This window comes from Erythrobacter sp. S158, from assembly GCF_057364915.1.
The window spans coordinates 2196854-2213508 of sequence record NZ_CP200279.1 but is presented as its reverse complement, the minus strand read 5'-3'; the positions used below and the strand labels follow the sequence as shown (position 1 = coordinate 2213508).

Genomic DNA, 16655 nt, shown 5'->3' with positions numbered 1-16655 from the left:
CGGGCGATTTGCGCCCGCCGAGGAATACAACAATGTCGGTTGATAAACAGACCGTCGCCAAGATCGCGTCATTGGCGCGCATCAAGATGGGCGATGAAGAACTCGAACGCATGGTGCCGGAACTGAACGGCATCCTCAATTGGGTCGAACAGCTTGGCGAGGTCGACGTCGAAGGCGTTGAGCCAATGTCGGCTGTTATTCCCAACACGCTGCGCCTTCGCGACGACGTGGTCGACGCCGATCCCAAGACCGGCGGTGGCAAGCGCGACGAAGTGCTCGCCAACGCACCGGCGGCCGAGCACGGCTTTTTCGGCGTGCCCAAAGTTATCGAATAGGTTGAGCTGAACGCACATGACTGACCTCACAAATCTTGGTGTCAAAGCCATCCGCGACGGCGTTGCCGGCGGAGATTTCACCGCGCGCGAAGTGGCCGAAAGCTTCAACGCCGCGGTCGCCAGCGCGGCTGAACTCAACGCCTTCATCGTGACCACGCCCGACCACGCACTCGCCGCTGCCGATGCAGTGGATGCAAAGCGCGCGAAGGGCGAGGATCTGGGAGCAATGGGCGGCGTGCCGATTGGCATGAAGGACCTGTTCGCGTCGCACGGCGTGCAGACCACCGCCGCAAGCCACATCCTAGAAGGCTTCAAGCCCGAATACGAAAGCACCGTTTCGCAGAACCTGTGGAACGCAGGCGCTGGCATGTTGGGCAAGCTCAACCTCGACCAGTTCGCGATGGGCTCGTCGAACGAGACGTCGTTCTTTGGCAACGTCGCCTCGCCGTGGCGCAAGGAGGGGACCAACGCGGCCATGTCGCCCGGCGGTTCCTCGGGCGGTTCGTCCAGCGCGGTTGCCGCGCGCATCGCGCCTGCCGCGACCGGCACCGACACGGGCGGTTCGATCCGCCAGCCCGCCGCCTTCACCGGCATTTGCGGGATCAAGCCGACCTATGGCCGCTGCTCGCGCTGGGGCGTGGTGGCGTTTGCGTCGTCTCTAGACCAGGCAGGCCCAATGGCGCGCTCGGTCGAGGATTGCGCGATCATGCTTGGCGCAATGGCGGGCTTCGATCCGAAGGACGCGACGAGCCTCCAGATGGACGTACCCGACTGGGAAGCGGCGCTCAGCGCAGACCTCAAGGGCAAAAAGGTCGGCATTCCCAAGGAATACCGCATGGACGGCACCGACGAGGCGATCCTTGCCTCGTGGGAGCAGGGCAAAGCGTGGCTCAAGGATGCAGGTGCTGAGATCGTAGATGTCTCGCTGCCGCACACCAAATACGCGCTGCCCGCATACTACATCATCGCGCCAGCCGAAGCCTCATCCAACCTCGCGCGCTATGACGGCGTGCGTTACGGCCTTCGCGACCTGCCCGAAGGCGCAGGGTTGCAGGATATGTATGCAGAAACGCGCGCCGCCGGTTTCGGGGACGAGGTCAAGCGCCGCATCCTGATCGGCACCTATGTGCTCAGTGCGGGCTTCTACGATGCCTATTACAACCAGGCGCAGAAGGTCCGCGCGCTTGTCGCCCGCGATTTCGAGCAGGCATGGGGCGAGTGCGACCTGATCCTCGCGCCGACCACGCCAACCGCGAGCTTCCCGCTGGGCAGCCTCAACGAAGACCCGCTGACGATGTATCTGAACGACGTCTTCGCCGTTCCTGCATCGCTGGCTGGCCTTCCGGCCCTGAGCGTGCCTGCGGGGCTCAACCCCGATGGCCTACCGCTCGGGCTGCAACTGGTGGGCAAGCCTTTCGACGAGCAGACCGTGCTCGACGCAGGGCTGGCCATCCAGCAGCGCGCAGGCTTCGATCATGCACCGGAGAAGTGGTGGTGACCATCGACTTCCCGCTCATTCTGGCCGGGATCGGCATCATGCTCGCCGTTCCGCTGACCTTCATGGTCGCGAACTGGGTGCGCAAGAATGTCGACTATGGCGAGGCGCGGTTCGGGCCTGATGGCAAGATGATTTCTGACAAAGAGACGAACGATGAGTGATTATCGCATCCAGGGTGCAACCGGCGAGTGGGAGGTCGTGATCGGCCTTGAGGTCCATGCGCAGGTGACTTCCAAATCCAAGCTGTTCTCTGGCGCCAACACCGAATTCGGCGCGGAGCCGAACAGCCAAGTGAGCCTCGTCGATGCGGCCATGCCCGGAATGCTGCCCGTGCCCAATCGCGAGTGCATCCGTCAGGCTGTGCGCACCGGCATGGCGATCGAGGCCGAGATCAACCAGTGGTCGCGCTTTGACCGCAAGAATTACTTCTACGCCGATCTGCCGCAGGGCTATCAGATCAGCCAGCTGTACCATCCGCTCGTGGGCGAGGGGCAGCTGCTGATCGAGGCGGACGAAAAGACCGGCATTCCCGAAGACAAGGTCATCGGGATCGAGCGCATCCACGTCGAACAGGACGCGGGCAAGCTGATGCACGATCAGCATCCGACCATGTCCTATGTCGACCTCAACCGCTCGGGCGTTGCGCTGATGGAAATTGTCTCGCGCCCCGACATGCGCTCGCCCGCCGAAGCCGGCGCCTATGTGCGCAAGCTGCGCTCGATCTTGCGCTATGTTGGTTCGTGCGATGGCAACATGGAAGAAGGCTCGATGCGCGCCGACGTGAACGTTTCCGTCCGCAAGCCGGGCGAGGAACTGGGCACGCGGACCGAGACGAAGAACGTCAATTCGGTGCGCTTCGTCATGCAGGTCATCGAATATGAGGCGAACCGTCAGGTGGACGTGCTCGAAAGCGGCGGCACGGTCGATCAGGAAACGCGCCTTTTCGACGTCGCAACCGGCACGACGCGCACGATGCGTTCCAAGGAAGACGCGCACGATTATCGCTACTTCCCCGATCCTGACCTGCTACCGCTGGTGCTCGAGGACGATTTCCTCGAAGAATGCCGCGCTTCGCTCCCCGAACTGCCCGATGCCAAGCGCACGCGGTATGAGAGCGAGCTTGGCCTTACACCCTACAACGCCCGCGAACTTACCGCTGAGGTCGAGACCTTTGCGCGCTTCGAAACGCTGCTTACTGCGACGGCTGAGGCCACCGGCAAGGACGAGAAGACTGTCGCGACGCAGGTTGCGAACTGGGCGCTTTCGGTCGCTCCGGGCGTGATCAAGTCGCTGGGTGACGAAGCCAATGTCGAGCACGCCACCGCAGAGCGTCAGGCTGCCATCCTCGCGATGCAGGACAAGGGCGAGATCAGCGGCGGTCAGGCGAAGGAAATCTTCGAGATCGTCCTGAAAGCGGGCCGCGAGCCTGCCGAAATCGCCGAGACAGAGGGCCTCAAGCAGGTCAGCGACACTGGCGCGATCGAGGCTGCCATCGACGATATCCTCGCCAATAACGAGGACAAGGTTGAGCAGTACAAGGGCGGCAAGGACAAGCTCTTCGGCTTCTTCGTCGGCCAGACGATGAAGGCGATGAAGGGCAAGGCTAACCCGGCGGTGGTGAACCAGATCCTCAAGGACAAGCTGGGCTAGATGAACTCGGCGCGCAGCCGTCGCTTTCTCGTAATCGCGGTTGCGCTGTGCGCCGTGATCATCGGCTACGCGCTGTTCGCGCACCACCGCGAGGCGAGTGACACGCAAGTTGTCGCCGTGCCGCTCGATCCTGCCGACCCTTCGCGCACCCGCATCGGCCAGCTCGAGTATCTTGGCGGTCTCGATATCCCGCGCATGGGAATGAATATCGGCGGGCTTTCGGGCCTGCGCTGGGATGCAGAAAGCGGGCGGCTGCTTGCCATCACCGACGATGCGCGCTGGGTCTGGATGACGCCGGTTGAAGATGGCGGGCGGCTGACGGGAATTGCCGACCTCGAAACGGGCCCGTTGCTTGGCGTCTCCGGCGAAGCTCTGACCGGCAAGGAAGACGGTGACAGCGAAGGGCTAATCTACGATCCGGAGACCGGCTGGGCCGTTTCCTTCGAGCGCAATCACCGGATATTGAGCTACGGCGGCGATTTGTCCGGCACCCCTGTCCGAACCCTATTCGACCCGGAAGCGGTATTCGGCGAACTGGAAGAGAACAGCGGGATCGAAGCATTCGCGCTGGGTAATCAAAGCCAATTGATCTGTGTCGAGCGGATGGCTGCGCCAACCCAAGCCAATTGCCAGTTCTTCGACTACGCTGACGACACCTATTCGCCGTTTCCCGTGCATCCTCCGCAAGAGCTAATCGAGCTAGTCGCCGTCCCGACCGATGCGGACGCGCTTCAAGATGGGACTTATGCCGTTCTTTTCCGCTCGTGGTCGCCCGCCAACGGCAACCGAGCAGCGATTGTCACCTACACGCCCGAAGGCGAGCGCCGCGAATTGATGACGCTTGCGCCGCCTCTCACAACCGATAATTTCGAAGGTCTCGCCGTGCGCGAGGAAGCTGGTCGTACCTTCCTCTACCTCGTGAGCGACGACAACTTCTCGTCGAGCCAGCGCACGCTGCTGATGAAGTTCGAGATCGTAGCCCCCTAGTCGCGGTCTCTATTCCTGACCGCGCTTCCAGCCTTCGCGCGTCATTCCCACGAAACGATCTCCCAGACCCGGCGCGTTGCGCTTGAGGATATCGCGCAGGGTCTTGGTCTCCGAGATAGCGGCAAGACCTTCGGGCGTGAAGGTCGCCCGCTGAATGTCAGGATCGCCCCAGACATGGCGCGAGAGCAGAGGATTGGTTAGCGCCTGCGAGAACGCATCGACCGCGACCATCGTCTGCAGAAGCGGCGGCAAGGGTCCATCCGGCGTGCGCGGCTGACAAAACAGCCCAGTGTAGAATTCGAGCTGATCGACATCGCCGTACAGCCGTTCGAGCTCGCTGCGTAACGCTGAGTCTGGCGTTATGTCCGACCAATTGCGCGCGCGGTCGTGCCCGAAGGCCTCCTGATATTGCACGAAAGGCGCAATCCGGTTGAGGCGCGCCTGCTCCACCGCGGATATCTCAACGTCGATGAGGAAGGTCGCAGTGTTGTGCAGACCCAGCTCGGTCGCGCGGTTGGTGCTGATATCGACGAAAGCATCGGCAAGGCCTCGCTCAAGCAGGATCGCGTTGTTCAATCGCAGTACGCCCCCCGGCAGAGCCTCGCCGCCCCACACCATTTCCTGAGGGATAAGCGAATGCCAGCGGTAAAGCAGACTGAATTCGGCCGTGATCCAGTTGGGCCGGTTCCATTCCGCGTCCCACGCGCCCGAAGGATCGGCGACAAGGCCGAGCGGGGTGGAGTTGATATGATTGATGTATTCTTCGACCACGATCTTGATGAACATGACGATGCAGCACGCTCTCGCAGCGTCGAAGACACGCTGGTCGTTCCATTCGCGGTTGGCATCCACGATTAGGCCGGCGAGTCGATTGTGTTCGCGCAGGAACAAGGTGTTGAGCATTGTCACCTGCGGCGCCGCGTTCGCCCGGTCTCCGCCCACTGCAAACAGCGTTTCGCGCATGGCTGGCGTCGTGTGATCAATGCCGAGCGGGGTATCCAGCAGCGGCTGTCCATCTTCGTCGACGAAAAGCGGATTGAACTCGCTACCGCCGGGCTGGAACAGGCGCAGCGGATGCTCCTCGCCGTTCACGATCTCGGACTTGAGCTTGCCCCTGAGCTCGGGCTCCTCGGACATGGTGCGAAGGGCCACGACTTGCTCGATTGTGCGGCCGTAGAGCGGGCAAAGGTCGATCTCGTGGTTCGATGTGTTGCGCCGCCGGTCCTCCATCGTCTCGCCGGTCGCGAAATCGTTGGAGATCATCGTGCGGATGAAGCCGTCGGTCAGATATTGTGCGAAGGCGGGGAAAAGGCAGGTCGATTTGGGGCAAAGCCGCTGGCCCGCAGGATCGGTCACGCGGAACAGATCGCCCACGCGCTGCGCATCGGGCAGGTCCGGGATGTCGACTGGCGGCAGGTGCCGTGCGGAGTAGCTGCGATCGGTTAGGCCGCGCCAACTCACATGGTCGCTGAGCGTGCTCCACGGATGCGGTCGCTCGCGTGTGACCTTGACGAGCCGGCCGATAGCGAACCGGTTGATCGCCCGGCCGAGGCCGGGTGACAGCCGCGATACGAAAGCGGCAAGCCGGTAGGCGAATTTCAAAAACCCGTTCAAGTTGACATCTCCCCAGCCTGCGACCCGGATGTCATGTCAGGTCGAACTTAGCAGGCATGCGAAGTAGAGCCAAATCGGAGGGCGAAAGAAGCGAAGTAAAGTGAGTTAGCTGCCAGAACTCACGATACGTATTCGATAGGAAGTCCAAAAAAAGGCCGCCGGAAGCGTGTGCTCCCGGCGGCCCTGATCCCATGTCTTAAATACGCTTATTCTGCGCCGACGAAGATCGACTTCACGTTGGCGAACTCCTTGACGCCAAAGCCGCCATGTTCGCGGCCATAGCCTGAGTTCTTCACCCCGCCGAAGGGCATCGATGGGTCTGCAACGCCATAGGTGTTGATGAAGATCATGCCGGTGTCGAAGTGCTTCTTCGCCATCTCGATTGCGCGGTCGGTGTCGCCTGACAGGATGCCGCCGCCAAGGCCGTAGCGGCTGTCATTGGCAAGGCGCATCGCGTCTTCATCATCCTTGGCGCGGATGACGCTGGCGACGGGTCCGAAGATCTCGTCGTCGTAAGCGGGCTGACCCGGTGCGACATCGGTGAGGACGGTTGCGGGATAATACGCACCGGGGCCATCGGGGATCTCACCGCCACAGGCGATGGTCGCGCCGTTTTCGACCGACTTGTCGACCTGTCCCTGCACGTCTTCGCGAAGGTCGGTGCGAGCCATCGGTCCCATGTCGCTGTCGTCGGAATTGGGGTCGCCGATTTTGATGGCTTCGAACTTTGCGACGAATTTCTCGACGAACTCGTCATAGACGGCGTCGGTCACGATAAAGCGCTTTCCGTTGATGCAGGTCTGGCCGTTGTTGTAGAGACGCGCGCGGGCGCAAACTTCGGCTGCCTTGTCGATGTCGGCGTCTTCAAGGACGAGATAAGCATCATTTGAACCCAGCTCCAGCACGAGCGGCTTCAAGACCTTGCCCGCTTCCTCCGCAACGTGCTTTCCGCCGCCGTCCGATCCGGTGAGCGTGACGCCGCGCACCTTGTCGTGTGCGATGATCGCGTCTGAAGTGTCGTGGTCGATGACAAGCACGGTGAAGAGGTCTGCCGGAAGGCCGCCCTTCTCGAAAATCTCCGCTATCTTGAGCCCGCTGCCGGTGCAGTTCGATGCGTGCTTCAGCAGCACGCCGTTGCCGGTCATCAGGTTGGCAATCGCGTAGCGGATGACCTGATAGGCCGGGAAGTTCCACGGCTGGATGCCGTAGACGACGCCGATGGGCGAATAGGTGACGATCCCGCGGCCTGCATTGCTCGGGTCGCGCTGTTCGTCGGCGAGTTCGCTCGGGCCGTTCTCTGCGGTGTAGTCGCAGATCGATGCGCACAGTTCGACTTCATCGCGGCTGTCCCCGATCAGCTTGCCGACTTCATCGGTCATCAGTTGGGCGAGTTCTTCCTTGTTGTCGCGCAGCGCCTGACCCAGGCCGCGAAGCACTTCGGCGCGCTCTTCGAGGCTTTTCAGTTTCCAGCTTTCGAACGCCTCGTGGCACGCATCGACTTTCGCACAGGCCTCTTCGCGCGACATTTGCTGGTATTCTTCGAGGGTTTCGCCAGTGGCGGGGTTGGTTGTCTTGATACTGCTCATCGGGGGCCTTTCGGGGGAGTTAGGGGTTCGAAAGGGTAATGAGCGGAAAGCAGGCTTCGTTCCCAAATGCTGCTGGGATGGCTTGAAGCCGCGACAAAAAAGGCCGCCGGGGCGCAAACCCCGACGGCCTTTTTGTAAGACTGTGCGTCAGTCAGTAAGCGATTGGGCTTACTGCTTTTCGCCGGTCAGCGGCATTGCGCCAAATGCGCCTGCGTTGACGTTGCCAGCGATGGTGCCGCCTTCGACGGTGGCTTCGCAATCGAGCGTCATCGGCATCGGAACGGTCATGTTCATCTTCCACGACAGCTTGTTGCCGTCGACCTTGCCTTCTTCGACGTCCATCGAACCCATGCCGCCAGCCATGTTGCCCGAGAAAGTGCCGTCGCCATTATCGACAACGGTGAAGGTGCCCGACTGGTCGCCCATCGGGCTCTTGACGGTGGTGTTGTAGGTACCGGAAACTTCAGACATCGATTTGTCTCCCAATTGAAATTCGTGGCCATGAGCCCTTGCGGCCGCACAGCGTCGGTGGCCGTTTTACACGTCAGATTATCGCGTTCAACCACTATCAGGCGCATAAAATAAGGGCGCGGAGCTCCGCTTGGGAAGCCCCGCGCCCTCAATCCTTCAAAGCCGTAGCGTCGGCGCTTATTCGCCGCCTTCCAGCTCGCGCGTTTCGACCGGCAGGCCAAGCTGTTCGAGCTGCGGTGCAACCACTTCGGCATCGCCAACCACGATCCACACGAAGTTGCCGGCATTGAGCGCAGCGCGTGCAGCCGCGTTGAGGCTGTCGGTGGTCTGAGCGGTGTATTTCTCGACCAGCCCTTCGTAGTAGTCGTCCGGACGGTTGTAGAGCGCGAGGCTCTGCATCGCGCCCAGCACCGAACCCGAAGTTTCGAAGCGGCCCGGCAGTTCGCCGATCTCGCTTGCGACATTGCGAGCAAGCTCTTCATCGGTGACGCCGTTGGTGGTCAGGAACTCTTCGGTCTCGCGGATCATCTCCGCCACCGAATCGCCCGTGCGGTCGGCCTGAACGCCGCCCGAGATCGCATAGACCACTGCGTTCTCACGCGTCTGCGGACCGCCGCGAACACCGTAGGACCAGCCCTTGGTCTCGCGCAGGTTCATGTTGAGACGCGCGAGGAAGTTGCCGCCCAGCGAGTTGTTGGCGTTGGTGAAGTCGATGTAAGCGGGGTCGCTTCCATCGAGCGGCGTGATCTGTGCACCCAGGATGAAGCTCTGCGGCGAGTTCGGACGATTGATCAGCACGATCCGTCCGCCTTCGCTTGCATCGGGCAGGGAAGAGAAGTCCTTCTCGCCCTTCGCCATGTCAGGTGCAGTCCAGTCGCCGAAGGCCGCGTTCAGCTGTTCGACGACTTCGTCCATCGGCAGGCTCGAAATCACGAACACTTCACCATTGTCAGGACGGATCCAGGTGTCCTTGAACATGACCAGATCATCACGCGTGATCGAGGAAACGCTCTCGATCGTGGTAACGCCGCCATAGGGCGTGTCGCTGCCGTAAAGCTCGACACCGAGCGCACGGCGAGCGATGCCAGCTGGCGAGCGCATCTGTGCACGAATGCCGGTCACTGTCTGCGCCTTCACACGATTGAGATCGCTTTCGTTGAAAGCAGGCTCACGGATGATCGAGCTGAACAAGTCGAGCGACGGGGCAAGGTTCGCCGACAGCGCCGAAAGCGTGAAGGTCGAACGGTCATCGCCGCCACCGGTCGAGATGTTGACGCCCAGACGCTCACGCTCTTCGGCGATCTGCTGGCTGGTCATGCTCGCAGTGCCTTCGTCGAACAGGCCAAGCGTGAGGTTTTCGAGCCCCCGCATGGTTGCCGGATCAGCCGCGCTGCCAGCGTTGAACGACAAGGTGACGTAAGTCGCAGGAACCGCGTCGCGCTGCGCATAAGTCAACTGCATGCCATTGGCGAGCGTGGTGCGCATCAGGTCCGGGAAGTCGAGCGAAGGCACGCTGTCGATCGCCGGGGCCGGACGCTCAACCGAAATGGTCAGCTCTTCAGAAGCGCGGTCGCGTTCCGATACGTTGGCCTCTGCTGCGACGCTGGCCGCTTCTTCGTATTCGGCATCGCGCTCACCCGGTTCGAGGACGAGAGTGAAGGCAGGCTTGGTCATCCACTTCTGCATCGCGGCCTGCACATCGGCAGGCGTGATCGAGGCAAGAAGGCCAAGCTGTTCAACAGCAAAGCCGGGATTGTCGGCAAGCACTTCCCCGCGGGCAAGAGCAACTGCCTTGCCGCCGAAGCCGCCAACCTGTTCAAGGCCCCGGATCGTGCCTGCAAGACCGCTGGTAGCAGCGCGACGCACTTCGTCTTCGCTCGGGCCTTCGACGATGAATTCGGCGACGAGCTGCTTGAGGCGAGCTTCGAGCGCGGAGAGTTCAACGCCGTCCTTAAGCGTTGCGCCGACGCTGATGAGGCCAACGCGCTGGAAGTCGAAGTTGCCGGCCGATACGCCGACGGCAAGCTGCTCATCGCGAACCAGCACTTCGTCGAGGCGGCTCGACAGGAGGCCGCCGAGTACCTGCGTGCCGACATTCAGTGCGACGAGATCTTCGCTCATGATGCCTGGCGCGGGCCAGTACATCGTGATCGAGGTCGCAGCGACCTGGTCACGCATCACCGTGCGTACCGGCTCCGACAGGGTCGGAATGTCTGCGGCGGCAGGCGTGTTCACTGGACCGCGTGCGATCGGGCCGAACCACTTTTCTACCAGCGGACGCGCTTCTTCGGCGTTGATGTCGCCGGCGAGCACGAGGGTCGCGTTGTTCGGGCCGTACTTGTCGCGGAACCAGTCGCGCACATCGTCCATCGATGCAGCATCGAGGTCAGCCATCGAGCCGATGACCGAGTGCTGGTACGGGTGGCCGTCCGGGAAGATCGTTTCGAGGATCTCGTAGAAGACGAGGCCACCGGGCTGGTTGTCGCCCTGGCGCTTTTCGTTCTGGACGACGCCGCGCTGGTTATCGAGCTTGCCCTGCGTCACCGCGCCAAGCAGATAGCCCATGCGGTCGCTTTCCAGCCACAGCGCGCGTTCAAGCGCTGGGCGCGGCACCGTCTGGAAATAGTTGGTGCGGTCGAAATTGGTGGTGCCGTTGTAATCGGTCGCGCCCATTTCCTGCAGGTACTGGAAATAGTCGTTTGGTGCGTTTTCCGATCCGTTGAACATCAGGTGCTCGAACAGGTGGGCAAAGCCGGTCTTGCCGGTGGGCTCGTCCTTCGAACCGACATTGTACCACACGGCAACGCCAACGATCGGCGCCTTGCGGTCTTCGTGGACGATGACGGTTAGCCCGTTTTCGAGCTGGAATTCCTCGTAAGGAATTTGAACTTGCGCAACGAGTTCTTCGAGGTCGCCTGCGCTTGCTTCGCTGGCGTCCATGTGCGCTTCGGCCAAGGCCGGTGTGACAGGTGCCGCGATCGCGACACTAAGCGCCGCAAGACTTGCTGCGGCAAAACGGATTTTCATTGATGTGCTCCCCTAATCAGGTCTCTTCCAGTTGTGACACGCGCGCGGTTGTGCGCCGTGGAGGCTTTTCGATCAAGCCTTTAACACGCGTTAGAATGGTCGCGCTTCGATGAAGCGCAGATGAGCGCCGATGAGGGTGAGCGCGAGCAGACCTTAGCGAGCGTTGGTAATCCGCCGCGTGCTGGTGGCGTGAGCGCGCACGTCCTCTTCCCAGAATCGCACCGGCTTCAGCTTGTGGTCGACGTAAAGCTGCATCTGGTCGGTGTAATGCGGGCTTTCGGGCCGGGTCGTTGCAGCGCCGAAAGGCTGGATGCTCTCGGATTTCACACGGCCTCCATCGGCAGGCCACTCGACCCACTGGATGAAGCTGTCGCCGTGAACAAGGCTGAGGCGCCCGTCATCGTCTATCCGCCACGTGGTCGATGCGCGCAGTGTGTCCGAGCCGCCATCTAAAGGCAGGTCAACGTCGCCCTGACGCAGCCGCAAGAGATCGCTCATCGGCGGGTCTATCCGGCCAAAATGCGTGTTCAAGTGGTCGATCTTTTCCTGAAGGTGCTCGGCCACATCAGGCGCGGTGCCGTTGTTGTATTCCGCGCTCATGTAATCGCGGATCATCAAGAGCGCGAGCGCATCGGCAGCGCCCACATTGTCGGCGGTGAAGTCCCAGGTGAGCAGAAGCTGACGCGCTTCCTCAAGCTCACCCTCGGCCTCCAGACCTTCAAGCGCGGTGTAGAGGTCATCGACATAGCTCTCGCGCACATAGGCGGTGTCGTACTTGATCCGCTCCAGCTCGGCGCGGGTCAGCGGGCCTTCGGTTTCCGAAAGCAGCTGATAGGCGCGGCGCGAACGGTTGGTTTGCTTGAGCTCGATGCCAAGCACCGGAGAGAAATCGTCCGGGCTCAGGTCGCTGCCTTCGCCAGCGGCAGTGTAGGGCTCGTTATTGGCGTTGTAGATCCAGCCCGATGCCGGATTGATGAGCTTGGGAATGCGCTCATATTCGACCGGGCCGTTCCAGATGAGGTCCGAGCGCGTCCCGTCGAGGATGCCGCGCCAGTTCGCCTTCACGTCCTCCGGTCGGTTCGGGATCGCGGCGTTGTAAACATAGGCGATGTTGCCCTCGCGGTCGGCGTAGATGAAGTTGGTCGAAGGGATCGCCATGCGCGCGATCTGCGTTTCCCATTCCTCGAGATTGGATGCCTTGTTGATGCGGTAATAGGCGTCGAGCTGATCGATGCTGCCCATGCCGCCGTATCGGATCGCGAAGTAGCCGTCGTCGTTCTTGATGACCGGCCCATGTGCGCTGCGATAGATTGTGCGGCTGACGGGCAGGGTGATCGGGCCCATCTTGACCGGCAGGGTGAAGCTGATTTCCTCTAGCTCGCGCCATTCGCCGTCGAGCATGTATTGCGAGCCGTCCTCGCTCACCTCCAGCTCGTAGATGTCGGCCATGTCCGGGCGGTTGACCGTGTTGGTCCAGCCAAGGTTCTCGTTGTGGCCGAGGAAGGGGTAGGGCGATCCGGGGAAGTTTGCGCCGGTAAAGTGCCAGCCTTCGCCCGATTGCACGCCAAGCTCATACCAGGCGACCCCGCCGCGCAGCGGTTGGTGCGAGTTGGAAATGAGCGTGGTGGGCCCGCCCGAACGCTCCGGCGTCACCGCCCATGCGTTGGAGCCAAGGTGGTCAGCTTCCTCGCCCCACGGCAGAACCAGCCCGTGGCGGGCCTGTCCGCCCGGCTCTGCCTCATCGACCGGGGCGCTGCTTTCAGGCGAATGGCCTTCGCGCGGGAAACCGGGAATGTCCGGACCGAATTCGCGGCGCAGTTCATCGCCTGAAACCAGTGGGCCGATGACATTGCCAAGACCGTAGAAGAACGGTTGGCGCAGCGCGAAGCCCGCGGCAATGTCGACGCCGTTGACCGGGAAGAGATTGCCCAACTTCACCTCGTCCGGATTTTCCTCGGCATATTGGTTGAGGCCGACTGCATAAGCTTCAAGCAGCGCGCGTGTGTCAGCGGGGAGGCCGGGATATTCGCGTTCCGCCGTGCCGCGTGCATCGACGAGGTGGTAAGCGAAATCGAATTGAGCCCCGTCCTGGCCCGCAATTGCGCCATAGCGCCCGCGGCTCATCGCGATCACGTCCTGCAGCGTGAAGAAATCATCCTCGGAGTGAGCAATGGCAACCCCATATGCGACATCGGCATCGGTCTCGCCATAAATCATCGGCACGCCGTATTCGTCGCGGACGATCTCGGCGGAATATTCGCGGTATTCGGGCGCCTCTGCGGTGAGCGCAGAGAACGGCTCCCACGTCGCCAGATAGACAAATGCTGCAAGCAGCAGGACGACCAGCGCAAGTGCGCCGCCTTTAAGCCATTTCATCGCTCAGATAACTCCACTCTCTCTTGACGCGACAATTGCGGGGGCTGATCCCTTCGTCAAGGAGTAGCGGGGCCGAGGCGAAAAAGAGGCGTCTTGCAAAGGGGTTTGCAGGACCTACCTACCCAACTAATACACCTAGGCGGGAGAATTATCGCTGAAACCACTTGTGTTGCCAAAATGCAACACTACATTTCAGGGGGTAATCCGAATGAGGGAACGTCCATGAATCTCGAAAAATTCACTGATCGCGCAAAAGGTTTTCTGCAGAGCGCGCAGACCGTCGCGATCCGCATGAACCATCAGCGTATCACACCGCTGCACTTGCTCAAGGCATTGCTTGAGGATGAGGAGGGCATGGCTGCCGGTCTGATCCAGCGCGCGGGCGGGGAGGCTGGCCTTGCGGTGAGTGCGGTCGATATCGGTCTTTCCAAGATCCCGCAGGTGACGGGCAGCGGCGCGCAATCGACGCCTGGGCTGGATAACGATGCCGTTCGCGTGCTCGACAGCGCCGAACAGCTCGCCGACAAGGCGGGCGATGCCTATGTCACGGTCGAACGGCTGCTGACCGCGCTTGCGCTCGCCTCTGGTCCAACCGGCGAGGCGATGAAGGCGGCGAGCGTTACTCCGCAAAGCCTCAACGCTGCGATCGAGGACCTGCGCGGCGGTCGGAAGGCCGACAGCGCGAACGCCGAAAGCAATTACGACGCGATGGAAAAATTCGCCCGCGACCTCACGCAGGCCGCGCGCGACGGCAAGCTCGATCCGGTCATCGGCCGCGACGAAGAAATTCGCCGCACGATCCAGATCCTTGCGCGCCGGACCAAGAACAATCCGGCGATCATCGGCGAACCCGGCACGGGTAAGACTGCGATTGCCGAAGGCCTCGCGCTGCGCATCGCGAATGGCGATGTGCCCGACAGCTTAAAGGGCCGCACACTGATGAGCCTCGACATGGGCGCTCTGATCGCTGGCGCGAAGTATCGCGGCGAGTTCGAAGAACGCCTCAAATCGATCCTCGACGAAGTGCGCCACGCCGATGGCAATATCATCCTCTTCATCGACGAGATGCACACGCTGATCGGGGCGGGCGCGAGCGAAGGTTCGATGGATGCCTCGAACCTGTTGAAGCCTGCCCTCTCTCGCGGCGAGCTTCACTGCATCGGCGCGACCACGCTCGACGAATATCAGAAGTATGTCGAGAAAGACCCCGCGCTCCAGCGGCGTTTTCAGCCGGTTTATATCGAGGAGCCGACGGTCGAGGACACCGTCAGCATCCTGCGCGGCATCAAGGACAAGTACGAGCTTCACCACGGCGTGCGAATTACCGACACCGCGATTGTTGCCGCGGCAAAGCTGTCCGACCGCTATATTCAGAACCGCTTCCTCCCCGACAAGGCCATCGACCTCATGGATGAGGCTGCGAGCCGCATCCGCATGGAAGTCGAATCGAAGCCTGAAGAGATCGAAGCGCTCGACCGCCGGATCATCCAGCTCAAGATCGAGGAATCGGCACTCGAGAAGGAAGACGACACGGCCTCGAAGGACCGGCTCGCAAACCTGCTGAAGGAGTTGGCCGAGCTTGAACAGGAATCGTCCGAGCTGACGACCCGCTGGCAGAATGAGCGCGACAAGATCGAAGCCGAAGGCAAGATCAAGGAAGAGCTCGACGCAGCCAAACTCGAACTCGAACAGGCGCAACGTTCAGGCGATCTCGCGAAAGCGGGCGAGCTTTCCTACGGAACGATCCCCGATCTTGAGAAAAAGCTCGCCGCTGCTGAAGACCTCACCGAAAACGCATTGCTGCGCGAAGAAGTGACCGAAGAGGACATCGCAAGCGTCGTTTCGCGCTGGACCGGCATTCCCATCGACAAGATGATGGAAGGCGAGCGCGAGAAGCTGCTTGAGATGGAAAGCATCATCGGCAAGCGCGTTATCGGGCAGTCGCAGGCGATCGAGGCGGTATCGAAGGCTGTCCGCCGCGCGCGTGCGGGGCTTCAAGACCCCAATCGTCCGCTGGGCAGCTTCCTGTTCCTCGGGCCCACCGGCGTCGGCAAGACCGAGCTGACCAAGGCGCTCGCCGAATTCCTGTTCGACGATGACCAGGCGATGGTGCGCATCGACATGAGCGAATTCATGGAGAAGCACTCTGTCGCACGACTGATCGGCGCGCCTCCAGGCTATGTCGGCTATGATGAGGGCGGGGTGCTGACCGAAGCGGTGCGGCGTCGTCCGTACCAGGTCGTGCTGTTCGACGAGGTAGAGAAAGCGCACACCGATGTGTTCAACGTGCTGCTGCAGGTGTTCGACGACGGGCATCTGACCGACGGGCAGGGGCGCAAGGTCGACTTCTCGAACACGCTCATCATCCTGACGTCGAACCTCGGCAGCCAGCACCTCTCGAACCTCGGTGACGATCAAAAGGTCGCCGATGTCGAGGACCAGGTTATGGACGTGGTTCGCGGGCATTTCCGTCCCGAGTTCCTGAACCGCCTCGATGAGATCATCCTGTTCCACCGTCTCGCGATGGAGCACATGGCGCCGATCGTGGAAATTCAGGTCAAGCGCGTTCAGAAGCTGCTCGACGATCGCAAGATCACGCTCGAGCTCACCGATGCGGCGCTGCGCTGGCTGGGCCGGGTTGGCTACGATCCGGTCTATGGCGCACGTCCACTGAAGCGCGCGGTGCAGCGTTACCTTCAAGACCCGCTCGCCGAGATGCTGATTCAGGGCAATGTGAGTGATGGCGTCACGCTAAAGGTCGACGAAGGCGATGGCGCGCTCGAAATGACCGTGGTCTGAGCGAAGGCTTATCAATCGGCACGCGCGGGCGCTCGCATCGCTCCCGCGCGTGCCGATGTAACAGGACTGTCATTTCGGTTTGAATCAGCCTTGCGCGGGCGCGCAACGATATGACGGCTTTGTGACAAATTCTAAGCGTGCGGTGGAAAATTGCGTCAAGCGGTCCCGCTCGATATCATTATTATGCTGCGACGCAGCATTTTTAAACGATGCGAATTCCGCCCTGTGTGATTCCCGCAACACTGGCCAAGATTCTGGCCAAAAACCGCGCTGTAATCTGAACGTCTCATTTACATGCCCCCTTCGCTATTG

At 61.4% G+C, this 16655-nt stretch carries 11 protein-coding genes; 6 read left to right on the top strand and 5 right to left on the bottom strand.

Features of this window, described 5'->3' with window-relative positions; all coding sequences use genetic code 11:
* The first annotated feature begins 32 nt into the window (after positions 1 to 32).
* From gatC to AC0V6T_RS10855, 5 genes are read left to right on the top strand one after another with little or no spacing between them, the layout of a single operon-like run.
* Complete coding sequence (gene gatC, locus AC0V6T_RS10875) at positions 33 to 335, top strand: Asp-tRNA(Asn)/Glu-tRNA(Gln) amidotransferase subunit GatC (protein WP_007163239.1); 303 nt, start codon at positions 33 to 35, stop codon at positions 333 to 335.
* A gap of 16 nt (positions 336 to 351) precedes the next feature.
* Positions 352 to 1833, top strand: a complete 1482-nt coding sequence (gene gatA, locus AC0V6T_RS10870) for an Asp-tRNA(Asn)/Glu-tRNA(Gln) amidotransferase subunit GatA (protein WP_486126803.1) — start codon at positions 352 to 354, stop codon at positions 1831 to 1833.
* On the top strand, positions 1830 to 1994 hold the full coding sequence (locus AC0V6T_RS10865) for a glutamyl-tRNA amidotransferase (protein ID WP_486126801.1): 165 nt from the start codon (positions 1830 to 1832) through the stop codon (positions 1992 to 1994). The genes gatA and AC0V6T_RS10865 overlap by 4 nt, the downstream gene beginning before the upstream one ends.
* Complete coding sequence (gatB, locus tag AC0V6T_RS10860; protein ID WP_486126799.1) at positions 1987 to 3483, top strand: Asp-tRNA(Asn)/Glu-tRNA(Gln) amidotransferase subunit GatB; 1497 nt, start codon at positions 1987 to 1989, stop codon at positions 3481 to 3483. The genes AC0V6T_RS10865 and gatB overlap by 8 nt, the downstream gene beginning before the upstream one ends.
* On the top strand, positions 3484 to 4470 hold the full coding sequence (locus AC0V6T_RS10855; RefSeq protein WP_486126797.1) for an esterase-like activity of phytase family protein: 987 nt from the start codon (positions 3484 to 3486) through the stop codon (positions 4468 to 4470).
* Between the two features lie 9 nt (positions 4471 to 4479).
* On the opposite strand, the gene AC0V6T_RS10850 is transcribed toward AC0V6T_RS10855, so the two are convergent.
* From AC0V6T_RS10850 to AC0V6T_RS10830, 5 genes are all read right to left on the bottom strand, one after another.
* The gene (locus AC0V6T_RS10850; RefSeq protein ID WP_486126795.1) at positions 4480 to 6084 is read right to left on the bottom strand and encodes a peroxidase family protein; all 1605 of its coding nucleotides are present in this window, start codon (positions 6082 to 6084) and stop codon (positions 4480 to 4482) included.
* A 206-nt stretch (positions 6085 to 6290) separates the two neighbouring features.
* Complete coding sequence (locus AC0V6T_RS10845) at positions 6291 to 7670, bottom strand: NAD-dependent succinate-semialdehyde dehydrogenase (protein ID WP_486126793.1); 1380 nt, start codon at positions 7668 to 7670, stop codon at positions 6291 to 6293.
* Positions 7671 to 7838: 168 nt separating this feature from the next.
* Entirely contained in the window at positions 7839 to 8141 is a 303-nt protein-coding gene (locus AC0V6T_RS10840) for a hypothetical protein (protein ID WP_007163246.1), read from the bottom strand.
* A gap of 177 nt (positions 8142 to 8318) precedes the next feature.
* Positions 8319 to 11168, bottom strand: coding sequence for a M16 family metallopeptidase (locus AC0V6T_RS10835; RefSeq protein ID WP_486126791.1), 2850 nt, complete (start codon positions 11166 to 11168; stop codon positions 8319 to 8321).
* 153 nt (positions 11169 to 11321) lie between these two features.
* A complete protein-coding gene (locus tag AC0V6T_RS10830; protein WP_486126789.1) occupies positions 11322 to 13544 on the bottom strand; it encodes an acylase in 2223 nt (740 codons plus the stop codon).
* A gap of 222 nt (positions 13545 to 13766) precedes the next feature.
* Between AC0V6T_RS10830 and clpB the strand changes: the two genes are divergently transcribed.
* Positions 13767 to 16343, top strand: coding sequence for an ATP-dependent chaperone ClpB (gene clpB, locus AC0V6T_RS10825; protein WP_486126787.1), 2577 nt, complete (start codon positions 13767 to 13769; stop codon positions 16341 to 16343).
* The last annotated feature ends 312 nt before the right edge of the window (positions 16344 to 16655 follow it).

Coding starts and splice junctions, on each gene's coding strand:
- AC0V6T_RS10835 (WP_486126791.1), bottom strand. CDS start 11,168: ATGAAAATCCGTTTTGCCGCAGCAAGTCTTGCGGCGCTTAGTGTCGCG.
- AC0V6T_RS10855 (WP_486126797.1), top strand. CDS start 3,484: ATGAACTCGGCGCGCAGCCGTCGCTTTCTCGTAATCGCGGTTGCGCTG.
- AC0V6T_RS10830 (WP_486126789.1), bottom strand. CDS start 13,544: ATGAAATGGCTTAAAGGCGGCGCACTTGCGCTGGTCGTCCTGCTGCTT.
- gatC (WP_007163239.1), top strand. CDS start 33: ATGTCGGTTGATAAACAGACCGTCGCCAAGATCGCGTCATTGGCGCGC.
- clpB (WP_486126787.1), top strand. CDS start 13,767: ATGAATCTCGAAAAATTCACTGATCGCGCAAAAGGTTTTCTGCAGAGC.
- gatB (WP_486126799.1), top strand. CDS start 1,987: ATGAGTGATTATCGCATCCAGGGTGCAACCGGCGAGTGGGAGGTCGTG.
- AC0V6T_RS10840 (WP_007163246.1), bottom strand. CDS start 8,141: ATGTCTGAAGTTTCCGGTACCTACAACACCACCGTCAAGAGCCCGATG.
- AC0V6T_RS10845 (WP_486126793.1), bottom strand. CDS start 7,670: ATGAGCAGTATCAAGACAACCAACCCCGCCACTGGCGAAACCCTCGAA.
- gatA (WP_486126803.1), top strand. CDS start 352: ATGACTGACCTCACAAATCTTGGTGTCAAAGCCATCCGCGACGGCGTT.